The following is a 12,570-nucleotide window of genomic DNA, read 5'->3' on the forward strand; positions in this document are numbered from 1 at the left end:
GGGTGACGCAGGGGGTACTGGTGGGGCAGTCGAGCGGGCCGGCGCGAGGCATGGGCGCACGATTCATTTCCCTGCTGTGCTCGGTGGGCGTGGTGATCGGCGGCGGGGTCTTCCTCCTCTCCGGCGCGACGCCCGCGGCAGCGGATCCGCTGGGTGACTGCTCGCCCACCAAGGGCGCCGTCGTCGCCGTCGACTTCGGCCACTGGGGCGGCGGCGTCGTGCGGGGCTGCGACGCCACCCCCACCACCGGGTACGACTTGCTGCACGAGGCCGGCTTCACGACCACCGGCACCGAGCACGACGGCCCCGCGTTCATCTGCCGCCTCGGGACCTCCCAGTTCAACTCCGGTACGCAGTACCCGACTTCGGACCAGGAGGCGTGCAAGCTGACGCCTCCGGCCACCGCCTACTGGTCGTACTGGCTCGCACCGCCCGGCCAGGACTACTGGACGTACAGCCCACTCGGCGCCATGAGCCAGCACCCCAAGGACGGCTCCGTGGAAGCCTGGGTGTTCGGTCCCACCGACCCCAACGGCACCAGCGGCGGCCCCGCCTTCACCCCCGCCCAGGTCCGCGCCCAGGGCCAGACCGATCCGGGCGACCACCCACCGGTCGTGGAACCGGCGGAGGTCAACCTCACCGCCGCGGGCACCTGGCTCAAGGGGTTGCTCCACGACGGCGACCACATCTACGACGAGGGCAGCGGTTCGGCCAACCTGTACCAGACCGCACGTACCGCGCTCGCCCTCGCAGCGGCGGGCGGCAAGAGCGACACCCTGACCCGCATGACGGCCTATCTCGCCGCGCACAGCGCCGAGTTCGCCTATCCGAACGGCATCGGCAACGCGCCCAGCCCCACCGGTGCGGCGCTGCTCGCCCTGCTCGCCGAGAGCACCGAGGGCGACCCGCACGCCTTCGGCGGCCACGACCTGCTCGGTGACCTCACCAAGAGCACGTGCACCGCCGAAGCCCTGCCCGACTGCGTCGGCAAGGGCGACTTCCCGGCGGTGGGCGACGTGGCCACCCAGGCCCTCGCGGTCCTCGCACTCCAGCGTGCGGGCGGGCCGGTGCCGGCCGACGCCCTCGCGCGGGTGGCCGCCCACCAGTGCCGGGACGGAGGCTTCAGCCCCACCCTGCTGCGCGCCGGTGAGACCTGCTCCTCCAGCGACCCGGCCACCACCCCGTACGCCACGATCGTCCTTGAGCGCGCGGGCGGCCACGACGACGCGGTGGCCAGGGCGCGCACGAACCTGCGCGGCGCCCAGTTGGCCACCGGTGCCTTCGGCGCCTACCCGGGCGTCACCGCGGGCGACGTCACCGCGACCGGGGAAGCGGCACAGGCGCTGCGCCTGCTCGGAGACACCGCCCGCGCCGACGCCGCGGTCTCCTGGCTCGCACGCCAGCAGACCAAGGCCGGCGGCTTCGGCTTCGACGAAGGCGCCACGGATCCCGAGATCTTCCCGACCTGGGGCGCCGTCATCGCCGGCGCGCGGACCGATCTGGCGACCCTGACCACGAAGCGGACCGTCCCGCCCACCGTGCCGCCGACGATCCCGCCCACCGGCACCCCGACCAAGAACCCCAGCACTCCGCCCAGCACCGGACCGACCCCGCCATGGGCCGCGGGCGAGGGGCCCGACCTCGCCAAGGGCGCCGCCTTCCTCACCGACCGCTCCCGGCTGAAGCAGGGCCACTACTACGAGACCGTGGCCGGCACCGGCTTCGCCGACTTCGGCCTGACCATCGACGCGGCCTACGCACTGGCGGCGACCGGCAACGACAACGCCTCGCTCCGCGGCCTCGTCGACTTCCTCGACAACCGGGGCGAGGACGGCTCCACGCCCGCGCGCACCGTCAACGACTGGACCGGCGTGGGCAGTTCGCACGCGGCGGGCGGGTCTCTGGGCAAGGTCGCCGTCCTGGCGCAGGCGGTCGGCCGCGACCCCAGGAAGTTCGCGGGCCACGACCTCATCGCGGCCCTCGGCGGGGCCGTGTGCACCGCGCCGAGCACGGGTACCGACCGCAGCTGCCCGGCCAAGGGCGCCTACCGCTCCGCTCCTTCGGTGTTCTCGCAGTCCCTCGGTGTGATCGCCCAGCTCAGGGCGGGCCAGAAGGACGCGGCCGCCGCTCCGGTGGCCTATCTGGAGAGCCTTCAGCACACCGACACGGGAGCCTGGCCGAGCCTGATCCCCGCCACCGGCGACTCCGAGGTCGACTCGACCGCGATGGCCGCCATGGCGCTCGACCTGGTCAAGGACGACAAGTCGAAGGCCGCCGTCACCAAGGCACTGGCCTGGATCGCCACCAAGCAGTTGTCGGACGGCGGCTTCAAGGGCGCGTCGGGCGACTCGGTCAACTCCGCGGCGCTCGCCATCCAGGGCCTGTCCCTGGACGCGGCGAAGTACGGGGAGCAGATCAAGAAGGCCCGCACGTTCCTGGCCGGCCAGCAGAACGGCGACGGCGGCTTCAACGTCGCCGCCGACGGCCAGCCCGGCTCGGACGTCCGCGCCTCCACGCAGGCACTCGGCGGTGCCGTCGGGACCTCCTTCGGGACGCTGGCGCGAGACCTGAGCGGAACCAAGCCTCAGCCCTCGACCGCGCCCACCGGTGGCACCACACCCGAGATCGTCACTCCCGGTGGAAACGCCGCAGGCACGGCGGCAGGTGGCGGCAGTCTCGCCTCAACCGGCGTTCAGCTGACCGGACTTGGTCTCGCCGCAGCCCTCCTGTGCCTCGCAGGCTGGCGCACGGTCGTCGTAGCCCGCCGTCGCAGCACCGAGGGAGCGCAGCGATGATCACCCGTACGTTCCGGGCACTCTCCCAAGCGGCTGGTGCTCTGGCACTCGCCGTCGGCACGCTGACCGCCGGCGCCGGCCCGGCCGCCGCCGCGCCGCAGCCCACGGGCCAGTGCACCACCTCCTCGGGGGCGGTCCTCGCCGTCGACTTCAGCAAGTGGGGCGGCCCGGTCTACCGCTCCTGCGGCACGACCCCGACCACCGGCTACGAGCTCCTCAACCAGGGCGGCTGGCGCACCACGGGCACCGGCCACGACGGCCCGGCGTTCATCTGCCGCATCGGCTACAGCGGTTACCAGGGCGGCAAGCAGTTCCCGCCGCCCTCGCAGGAGGACTGCGTCCTCACCCCGCCCGCCTCCGCCTACTGGTCGTACTGGCACGCGGACCCCGGCGCGAGCACCTGGGAGTACAGCCAGCTCGGCGCAATGCTCTACCAGCCGAAGCCGGGCAGCGTCGACCTGTGGATCTTCGGCGGCACCAATGTCGAGGGCACCGAGGGACGGCCCTCGGTCACACCGGACCAACTGCGCGCCCACAACGCGGAGCCCACCGGAGGTGCCCCACAGGCGCCGGACGCCACGAAGAAGGCACCCGCGCTCCCGCCCGGCACCGACACCGGACCGGCCCCCGAACATCCGCCCGTCACGTCCAGCACACCGTCGAGCAGCCCGTCGAGCGCGACACCGTCCGCTTCGGCATCACCGTCTCCCTCCGCCTCGGCCGGCGCCCCACCGAGCCCGGCGGCCACCCCTACGGGCGGCTCGAAGGTTGTTGATGCCGCACCGGCCGGGGAAGCCGCCCACGACACGGGATCGTTCGCGCCGGTCGCCATCACCGCTGGTCTGGTCGTCCTGATCGGCGGCGCCGGCGCGTACGCGGCCAGGCGTCGCAGACGGTCGGAGTAGCCGCGTGCCTCCTGCCGCCGTCCCCCGCTCGTCCGCGTCCGTCGCCCTCCCCGGCTCGGACGAGCGCCGCCTGCCCCGCACGCTGCACCCCATGGCCTGGTGGGTCTGGGCGCTGGCCCTGGCCACCGCCGTCAGCCGCACCAACAACCCGCTGCTGCTGGTCCTGGTCCTCGCCGTCCTCGGCTACGTGATCACCATGCGCCGCACCGAGGCACCCTGGGCACGCGGCTTCAAGTACTACCTGTACCTGGCCCTCTCGGTCGTCGCGATCCGCGTGATCTTCCGCGCGCTGTTCGCCACCGGCATCACCCCGCACGACCACTTCCTCTTCTCGCTCCCCCACATCCCGACCCCCGCCTGGTACGCGGGCATCCAACTCGGCGGCCCCGTCTCGCTGGAGGCCCTGCTCTCGGCGGCCGTGGACGGGCTGCGCCTGGCCTGCATGCTGTGCTGCATCGGCGCCGCCAACACCCTGGCCAACCCGAAGCGCGCGCTGCGCGTGCTGCCCGGCGCCCTCTACGAGCTCGGAGTCGCGGTCACCGTGTCGATCAGCGTGGCCCCTCAACTGGTCCAGAGCGTCCAGCGGGTGCACCGCGCCCGTCGGCTCCGCGCGGGCCGCACCAAGGGACTGCGAGCGCTGCGCGGCATCGTCGTCCCCGTCCTCGAAGACGCCCTGGAGCGCTCGCTGCGGCTCGCCGCGGCCATGGACTCGCGCGGATACGGCCGGGCCGGGCGGGCGACGAAGGGCTCGCGCCGGCTGACCGGCGCCCTGCTCCTGTTCGGCATGTGCGGGCTGTGCTCGGGGGCGTACGGGCTCCTCGACGCCACCGCGCCCAAGCTGCTCGGCCTGCCCTCGATGGCGACCGGCGCACTCCTGTGCGCAGCGGGACTGAGGCTCGGCGGCCGGCGTGTCACCCGCACCTCGTACCGCCCCGATCCGTGGCGCTTCGAGGAGTGGGCCGTGGCGGGCTGCGGTGTGCTGTCCGCGGTCCTGCTCTTCACCGATGTCGGGTTCAACGCGGCCGAACTCAACCCGTCCATCTACCCGTTGAGCTGGCCCACCCTGCCCATGGTCCCGGCCGCCGCCATTCTGCTCGCGGGCGCCGCCGGGTTCCTCGCCCCTCCGCCCCTCCCTGTCACCGGGGCGCGGCCGACGCCGGGCGCGCCCGCGCGGCCCTCCGAGAAAGCCACCGCCACGTGATCACCTTCGACCATGTCACCGTCCAGTACGACGAGGCCGCCGAGCCGGTGCTGCGCGACATCGACCTCACCGTGGAGGAGGGCGAACTCTGTCTGGTCGTCGGCCACACCGGCGTCGGCAAGTCGACCCTTCTCGGCGCGGTGAACGGGCTGGTCCCGCACTTCACCGGCGGCACCCTCTTCGGCTCCGTGACGGTGGACGGCCGCGACACCGCGCACCACCCGCCCCGGGAGCTGGCCGACGTGGTCGGTGTCGTGGGCCAGGACCCGCTCGACGGCTTCGTGACCGACACCGTGGAAGAGGAACTCGCCTACGCGATGGAACAGTTGGCGGTTCCACCCGAGACGATGCGCAAGCGCGTCGAGGAGACCCTCGATCTGCTCGGCCTGGCCGATCTGCGCCACCGCGCCCTGCACGAGCTCTCGGGCGGCCAGCAGCAGCGCGTCGCCATCGGCTCCGTCCTCACCGCGCATCCCCGGGTCCTCGTCCTCGACGAACCGACCTCCGCACTCGACCCGACCGCCGCCGAAGAGGTCCTCGCCGCGATCACCCGCCTCGTGCACGACCTCGGCGTCACCGTGCTGCTCGCCGAACACCGCCTGGAACGGGTGGTCCAGTACGCGGACCGGGTCCTGTACCTGCCCGGTGACGGACGCGTCGTCTCCGGCACCCCCGCCGACGTTTTCCGCACGACCGCCATCGCGCCCCCGGTCGTCGAGCTGGGGCGGCACGCCGGATGGCGGCCGCTGCCGCTGTCGGTACGTGACGCCCGCCGCGCGGCCGCCCCCCTGCGCGCCCGGCTGGCCGCGCTACCGGTCCCGCCTGCCCGCCCTGCGATCACCGCAGCACAGCACCCGCCCGTGCTCGACGCACGAGCGGTGAGCGTCCGCTACCGCGGCCAGGCTCTGCCTGCCGTCCGCGAGGTCGGCCTGGAACTGCGGGGCGGCGAGACGGTGGCGCTCATGGGCCGCAACGGCTCCGGCAAGTCCTCGCTGCTCTGGGCACTCCAGGGCTCGGGACAGCGAACGGGCGGGACCGTGCGGGTGAGCCACTGGCCGCCGCCCAAGAGCTCCCCCGAGCGACCGGCCCGCGACCCCGGATCGGTGTCGGCCGCCCAGGCCCGGCGGCTTGTCGGCCTGGTCCCCCAGACTCCGACCGATCTGCTCTACCTGGAGAGCGTCCAGCAGGAACTCGACCAGGCCGACGCCGAGTCCGCTGCCGGCGCCGGGCCCTCGGCACGAACCGTCCTGGATCGCCTGGCGCCCGGCATCGACGACGGCGCACACCCCCGCGACCTCTCCGAAGGACAGAAGCTGGCCCTGGTCCTGGCCATCCAGCTCCGCGCCGCACCGGGCGTCGTCCTCCTGGACGAGCCGACCCGCGGCCTGGACTATCGGGCGAAGGCCGAACTGACGCGAATCTGCGACGAGTTGGCGTCCGAAGGCCGTGCCGTGGTGGTGTCGACCCACGACGTCGAGTTCGTCGCCCGCACCGCGGACCGCGTCGTGGTCATGGCCGAGGGGGAGATCGTCGCCGACGGGCCCGCCGCCGACGTCGTCGTCTCCTCACCGGTGTTCGCACCCCAAGTGGCCAAAGTCCTCTCCCCCCTGCACTACCTGACAGTGGCTCAAGTGAGAGCGGCGGAACCGGGCGAGGGCGGACGCCCATGAGCGGCTATGCGCGTCTTGGGACCACGGCGATACGCATCACCCCGCGGGCCGGTGTCATCATCGCGATGGCGGCGTTCGTGGGCGTGGTGGCCTTCTTCTGGCCGTTCGTGGTAGCCCCCGGCAAGTTCGGCTCCAGTTACGCACCGCCGCTCATCTTCGGTGTGCTGCTCGTCCTGGTCCTGTGCGTGGTGATCTCGGAGATCGCCGAGGGCGGCATCAACTCCAAGGCGCTCGCCATGCTGGGCGTACTGTCCGCCGTCAACGCGGCGATCCGCCCGCTGGGGGCGGGGACGGCCGGCATCGAGACGGTCTTCTTCATCCTGGTCCTCGCCGGCCGCGTCTACGGCCCCGGCTTCGGGTTCACGCTCGGCTGTACGTCACTGTTCGCCTCCGCCCTCATCACGGGCGGCGTGGGTCCGTGGATGCCGTACCAGATGTTCGGCTGTGCTTTCGTGGGGATGCTGGCGGGCTTCCTGCCGCGCGCCTCCGGACGCCTGGAGATCCTGCTGCTGGCGGTGTACGGCTCGCTGTCCGGCTATCTCTTCGGGTTCCTCCTCAACCTGTCGTTCTGGCCGTTCTCACTCGACCCCAACAGCTCCATCGCGTACCTGCCGGGGCTGCCCTTCACCGAGCAGTGGCACCGCTACCTCGCCTTCGACCTGGCCACGTCACTCGGCTGGGACACGGGACGCGCGGTCACCAACTTCGTGTGCGTCATCCTCGCGGGCCCGGCCGTGCTCACCGTCTTCCGGCGCGCCGCCCGCAAGGCCCGCTTCCAGGCCCCCGTCACCTTCGCGCCCCAGCGCGGCACCGGCGCGGACGCACCGCCCGTCGAGGTGTAGCCGAGAGGCCGCGCCGCCCCCATGCCCCGCACGGCGCAGGGACGCCGTGCGGCCCTTCCCGCTCAGAAAGGCTCCACCATGCGTCAGACCGTCCTGCGCCGAACCGTCCTGTCCACCGCCGCGATAGGTCTCGCCCTGACGGCGACCCCGGCCTTCGCCTGCCCCGCACCGAACCCGAACGCTCCCGTCGTCGTGACGGTCACGGTCAAGGGGCCGACCGGCACGCTCTTCAACGGCAAGGTCAGAACCAGGGGCCACGACGTGACCACCGCGACCGGCGGCACCCACAAGTGCGACGGCACCAACGGCGCCAAGAACCCCGCGCCCGTCCCCACTCCGACAGCCGCCCTCGACGACGCGGCCCACCAGCGCGGCTTCGCCTGGGACGGCACCTGGTACGCCTCCTTCGACGACTTCTCCGTCGACACGGTCAAGAACGTGAGCGGCAGCACGTCGGCCTACTGGAACATCTCGGTGAACGGCACCCCCACCCCGGTCGGCGGCTGCCAGTTCGCCCTCAAGGCCGGCGACAAGGTCGCCTTCACCTGGACCGGCTTCTAGCAGGCCCGGTTCGGCGAGGCGCTTCCCCTCCGGCCGAGCCACCCTCGGGCGCGGCCGTCCCCGATCGCCCGTGACCGAGCACGCAGTGCTGACGCGGGGGACCTCCGGTCTCCCGCGTGGAGTCCAGCGAGCGCATCACGATCGACGCGACGAGGACGACCCGCATACCCGCAGGGTCCCCCTGCGAAGGGACAGCGGACACTCCGAGGAGTTCATATGTCCTGGCAACCGAAGCTGGTTCGCAGCCACGTCCCGGGCAGTCCTGCGCTCTCGCTCGGGCACCCCCTGATCGACGAGTACCTGAGGTGCCTGGCGGTACGCCGCCGCCCCCACACGCTGCTGGCCAGGGCCTATGACCTGAAGGCGTTCTTCTCGGCCGTACGCAAGGACCCGGTTGACGTCGTCACCTCCGACGTCTTCACCTTCGTATCCGGGCGGATGGCCATATCCGGGCAGATGGCCGCACGACCTCATTCGCCCGCCACCCCTCTCGAAGGCGGTGCCCGGGGCGTCTCCATCCGCACGATTGAGCGTCAACTGGCCAGCGTGTCAGAGCTGTTCGAGTTCCTCGCAGCTCGCGACGATCCGGCCATCGAGTACAACCCGGTGCCGTCACTGGCCACCCGCCACGCCTGTACCCGTGGAGGGCCACAGAAGCGCACATCGCCTTCCCCCGTGGGCACGCTTCCCCCGGGACAGATCGAATCGATCCTCACGGCGCTGAACACTGCCCGGGATCGCGCCATGGTCATGGCCATGCTGCTGAGCAGAGTGCGACGTCGTGAGGTTCTCGGGCTCCGCCTCGGCGACCTCGTTCCTGGCGAGGGCCGCGTCCGCATACGCGAGGCCGCAGGGGGCGGCCAGCGTCTGCTGCCCATGTCCACGCAGTTCTTCATCGCCGTAGACGCATACCTGGCCCGCGAGCGACCGCCGGTCCAGCACGACCGGCTGTTCGTGGTGCTGCGCGGACCGACTCGGGGCCGGCCGATGTCGGCCGACGCCCTGGAAGCAATCCTCAAAGGGCTCCGTAAGCGCCTGGGTTGCCCCATGGATGCGCCGCCGGACATCCCGCGCCCACCCCCGAGAGCCACCGACCAGCAGCCATGGCCAACTGGCGTCCTGTTCGGCGGTCACGCCCCGAAGGCGGGATGTGCTTCGGGGCACGCGGCCGGGATTCGGGTTCAGGCGTTGTAGCCGCCGTGGGCGTCCAGCACCGCGCCCGTGACATACGACGCGGCGGGGCTCGCGAGAAAGGCGATCGCCGCGGCGATTTCCTCGGGGTGACCCACGCGTTGCAGGGACAGTGAGCTGACCAGGGCCTTGAGGGTCTCGGGGTCCGGCGGCTGCATGCCGCCCTCCATCAGTCCGGCTTCGACGACGTTGGCCGTGATGTTCCGGGGCCCCAGGTCACGCGCGACGCCCATGGTGTACCTCTCGATGCCTGCCTTGGTCGCCGCATAGTCGGCAAGGCCGGGGGCTCCGACCCGGGAACCCAGTCCGGAACTCACGGTGATGATGCGGCCGCCGGTGCGCAGCACTCGGGAGGCGGCCCGGATGACGGCGATCACGCCGAGGTAGTTGGTGGCGTGCATCCGGTCCAGTGCGGCGGTGTCGGCGTCCGGGTCGTCCACCGTGCGGCCCTGCTCCACCGAGATCGCCGCGTTGTTGACGAGGACGTCCAGGCCGCCGAAGTGCGCGACGACGTCGTCGATCAGCGCCGGCGCCTGAGTGGTGTCTGCCTGGTTGGACTTGAAGGCGACGGCTTCCGCTCCCTTGAGACGCACGTCGTCCACGACGGCCTGCGCCTGCTGCTCGGAGCTGGCGTAGGAGAAGGCGACGCGGGCGCCCTGCTCGGCCAGCAGCCGCACGGTCGCGGCTCCCAGTCCGCGCGACCCCCCGGTGACCAGGGCGACCTTGCCCGTGAGTGGCTTGCTCATTCTTCTCACCTCGTTGATTGGCCTTTCCAGCAGTCGTAACGCTAACCGTTACGACTCCTTGTTGCAACCATAACTGTTACGACTGCGCTGTCGTAACATGGAAAGTTGCAGCCGAGAGGAGGGGTGCATGAGTGCCAACAGCAGGCTGACCCTGGCCGCCCACGCGCTGGCCTGGATCGGTCTCTACCAGCGCCAGGGCCATGAGGTCGCCACCTCCGAGCAGATCGCGACCAGCGCGAACACCAACCCGGTGGTGATCAGACGACTGCTCGGCGAGCTGCGCAGGGCCGGGCTCGTGGAGTCTCGGCGGGGTGCGGGCGCGGGCTGGTCGCTGGCGCGCGAGCTGGGGTCGATGACACTGCTCGACGTGTACGAGGCGGTGGAACCCGGCCCGCTCTTCGCGATGCACCGCACCACTCCGGACCAGGGATGCGTAGTGGGTCACGGCATCCAGCCGGCCATGCGGGGAATCTACGAGGGCATCGAGGAGAGTCTGAGAGACGAGCTGGCCCGCGTCACGCTCGATCACGTACTCCGGGACGTACTCGCGGCACCTCGCTGATCCGTACCCGGATCCCCCTCCGCGGTCGACGGCATCCAATCCGTGACCCGACGACGACGCCGGCCACGCCTCGCGTCATGACGAGCTGCTCAGATCAGAGAAGCGTCCAACACCCTTTTCCAGAGGGCGATTCGAGGTCGGCCACTGCGCCCCGCCGTCAGCATCTCTCCGGCTGAGGGATCGCCCTCGGTCAGCGGCGGCCGGCGGCCAGGATGACGAGGAACTGACCGCCGCCTGCCTCGATGCCGGCGGTCACCGGCACCCCCGGTAGCAGTCGGGAGAACCGGTCCACCAGCCAATCCGCCGCCGCTTGGGCGTCGTTCCTGGTCGGGCAACGGCCCACGATCTCGCGGCCTCCCTTGCGCTCCAGCCTGTCGGCAACGGCGATCAGCGGCGCGGGTTCGACTACATACAGACGCTCTGGCCAGGCGATGACCACCTTGACCGCCCCTTTGCGGCTATTGCACCCGCGGTGCGCGAGCCGCTCGGCGACCTTGGCTTTCCGGTCGGCGGTCCGGCTGTCGACACTGGGCCCCCGCGGGTCGTTCACCGACTCGTCGGGGTCGACCGGTTCGTCACACACCCAGCATCGCCAGCCGTCGCGCTCGGCCACATCATCAAGAAGGCTCATCCGTGCAAGTTAGCCTGCCCGGGCACCATCCGCGTACCAGGGCCCGGGGCCGGCCAACGACGGGCACGGCCCCGTTCGGCGCCCAACGGCCGACAGCGGTCGGGCAGGCGTCAAGCGTCAGCCACGCCGTCGGCGAGTACCAGAACATCGGCAACCACTGTGTGTGGCTCGACCTCCAGGCACACCCCACCGCCGAGGACCGCAGGCGCGCAGCCGACCGGTTCCGGCGCAAACTGGAGGACATGCCCGGCGACCTCAAGAAGAAGCTCGCCGACTTGCTGCCCACAGCGTTCTTGGCGGAGGCCGAGACCGAGTTGGGGGCCGGCGCGAGGCTGCCCGAGGTCCTGGACCTCACGTCAACTCTGCACAGGCAGGCGGGTGTTGGTGCGGCGGCAGTTGCCGAAAAGACCGGCGCAGGTCGGCAATCCCGGAGGCGAGAACAAACCCGTGCGCCTCTCGCCCGCCCCTACCGCCGACCGCTTCGGGAGCAACTGCCTCACTGCCTCACCTGTCGACCGCACACGGGAGGAGATGGCGGCATGTGGCACGGCCCGGGGCTGTCCGATCGCCGTACGCGACCAACTACGCAATCGTCCAGGCCGGCGCCAGGGCGGCTTTCGGCCGCGGTGCCCCGGAACACCGGTGGACCGGCTCGTGGCGCGAATCTGGTCCGGCACCACTCGTTCGCGTGATGTTCGCCGACCCGGCCACCGTGAAGCCCGGCTGACGACGCCCCATGCCTGAAGATCAACTTGTTCGGCCGATGCGCATGGCGTTGTACGAGAAGGCGGGCCTCTTTCAGATGACCTCATTCGCGGCACAGGACTGTACGGTGCTGGCCGGGCGAGCCGGCGAACCCGGCCTTTCACCGACGCTGCTGGAAGACATGTTCCGGCTGCGCTACGAGACCTTTCACCGGCGGCTGGGCTGGGCCGTTGACGTCAACAACGGCCTCGAACGCGACGAGTTCGACGACCTCGACCCCGTTTACGCCATCGCGGTCCATCGCCCCAGCCACGCCGTGGTGGGCTGCGTGCGCGTCCTGCCCACCATCGGCCCGAACATGCTCCGCGACGTGACAGCCTTCCGTTCAGCCCTGCAAGGCAGGCCCGCGCCGTGCTCGCCGAACATCTGGGAAGCCAGCAGGTTCGCCATCGACTCCCGGGTCCGTCCGGCACCCCGCCTCAACCCCCGGGGGTTCCAGGCCGTGCCCCGGGCGCTACTGGCCGCGATCGGCGACTACGCGGCCGGCCACGGAGTCGACCAGTTCGTAGGACTCTCCGGAGTCACCATCGAAGCCAAGTTTCACGCCAGCGGCGTACCGACCACCCGCATCGGCGAATCGCCCTGCCACATCGGCTCCGTACTGTGCACGGCCTACAGCTTCGCCGTCGCCGACCTCGTCGCGCTCGCCGAACCGGTTGCCTCGCAAGGCACCGTCAGTCGACTCAGCCACTGAAACCGCC

At 71.4% G+C, this 12,570-nt stretch carries 11 protein-coding genes; 9 read left to right on the plus strand and 2 right to left on the minus strand.

Annotation, left to right across the window (positions count from 1 at the left end):
- The first annotated feature begins 50 nt into the window (after nt 1–50).
- The 7 genes from ACFYNP_RS16595 (at nt 51) to ACFYNP_RS16625 (ending at nt 9,168) form a co-directional block, all read left to right on the plus strand.
- Nucleotides 51–2,795: a prenyltransferase/squalene oxidase repeat-containing protein gene (locus tag ACFYNP_RS16595; RefSeq protein ID WP_388786061.1), complete on the plus strand. Its 2,745-nt coding sequence runs from the start codon at nt 51–53 to the stop codon at nt 2,793–2,795.
- Entirely contained in the window at nt 2,792–3,700 is a 909-nt protein-coding gene (locus ACFYNP_RS16600; protein WP_388786063.1) for an LPXTG cell wall anchor domain-containing protein, read from the plus strand. The genes ACFYNP_RS16595 and ACFYNP_RS16600 overlap by 4 nt, the downstream gene beginning before the upstream one ends.
- A gap of 4 nt (nt 3,701–3,704) precedes the next feature.
- Complete coding sequence (locus tag ACFYNP_RS16605) at nt 3,705–4,901, plus strand: energy-coupling factor transporter transmembrane component T (RefSeq protein ID WP_388786065.1); 1,197 nt, start codon at nt 3,705–3,707, stop codon at nt 4,899–4,901.
- Nucleotides 4,898–6,571 carry an ABC transporter ATP-binding protein gene (locus ACFYNP_RS16610; RefSeq protein ID WP_388786067.1) on the plus strand — a complete coding sequence of 558 codons (1,674 nt, stop codon included), beginning with the start codon at nt 4,898–4,900 and terminating at the stop codon, nt 6,569–6,571. Before ACFYNP_RS16605 ends, ACFYNP_RS16610 begins: the two co-directional genes overlap by 4 nt.
- Nucleotides 6,568–7,413 (plus strand): ECF transporter S component, encoded by an 846-nt coding sequence (locus ACFYNP_RS16615; RefSeq protein ID WP_388409635.1) that lies wholly within the window; start codon nt 6,568–6,570, stop codon nt 7,411–7,413. The genes ACFYNP_RS16610 and ACFYNP_RS16615 overlap by 4 nt, the downstream gene beginning before the upstream one ends.
- A gap of 78 nt (nt 7,414–7,491) precedes the next feature.
- A complete protein-coding gene (locus tag ACFYNP_RS16620) occupies nt 7,492–7,974 on the plus strand; it encodes a DUF4430 domain-containing protein (protein ID WP_388786069.1) in 483 nt (160 codons plus the stop codon).
- Between the two features lie 216 nt (nt 7,975–8,190).
- The gene (locus ACFYNP_RS16625) at nt 8,191–9,168 is read left to right on the plus strand and encodes a tyrosine-type recombinase/integrase (RefSeq protein WP_388786071.1); all 978 of its coding nucleotides are present in this window, start codon (nt 8,191–8,193) and stop codon (nt 9,166–9,168) included.
- Here ACFYNP_RS16625 and ACFYNP_RS16630 read toward each other — a convergent pair.
- Complete coding sequence (locus tag ACFYNP_RS16630) at nt 9,156–9,911, minus strand: SDR family NAD(P)-dependent oxidoreductase (RefSeq protein WP_388786072.1); 756 nt, start codon at nt 9,909–9,911, stop codon at nt 9,156–9,158. The two genes, ACFYNP_RS16625 and ACFYNP_RS16630, sit on opposite strands and share 13 nt — an antisense overlap.
- A 127-nt stretch (nt 9,912–10,038) precedes the next feature.
- Between ACFYNP_RS16630 and ACFYNP_RS16635 the strand changes: the two genes are divergently transcribed.
- Nucleotides 10,039–10,473: an Rrf2 family transcriptional regulator gene (locus ACFYNP_RS16635; protein WP_388409646.1), complete on the plus strand. Its 435-nt coding sequence runs from the start codon at nt 10,039–10,041 to the stop codon at nt 10,471–10,473.
- Between the two features lie 190 nt (nt 10,474–10,663).
- Here ACFYNP_RS16635 and ACFYNP_RS16640 read toward each other — a convergent pair whose 3' ends face one another.
- Nucleotides 10,664–11,104: a hypothetical protein gene (locus tag ACFYNP_RS16640; RefSeq protein WP_388786074.1), complete on the minus strand. Its 441-nt coding sequence runs from the start codon at nt 11,102–11,104 to the stop codon at nt 10,664–10,666.
- A 736-nt stretch (nt 11,105–11,840) separates the two neighbouring features.
- Here ACFYNP_RS16640 and ACFYNP_RS16645 point away from each other — a divergent pair.
- On the plus strand, nt 11,841–12,563 hold the full coding sequence (locus tag ACFYNP_RS16645) for an acyl-homoserine-lactone synthase (RefSeq protein ID WP_388786075.1): 723 nt from the start codon (nt 11,841–11,843) through the stop codon (nt 12,561–12,563).
- The last annotated feature ends 7 nt before the right edge of the window (nt 12,564–12,570 follow it).

Source organism: Streptomyces sp. NPDC006691 (assembly GCF_042869955.1).
Classification (GTDB): Bacteria; Actinomycetota; Actinomycetes; order Streptomycetales; family Streptomycetaceae; genus Streptomyces.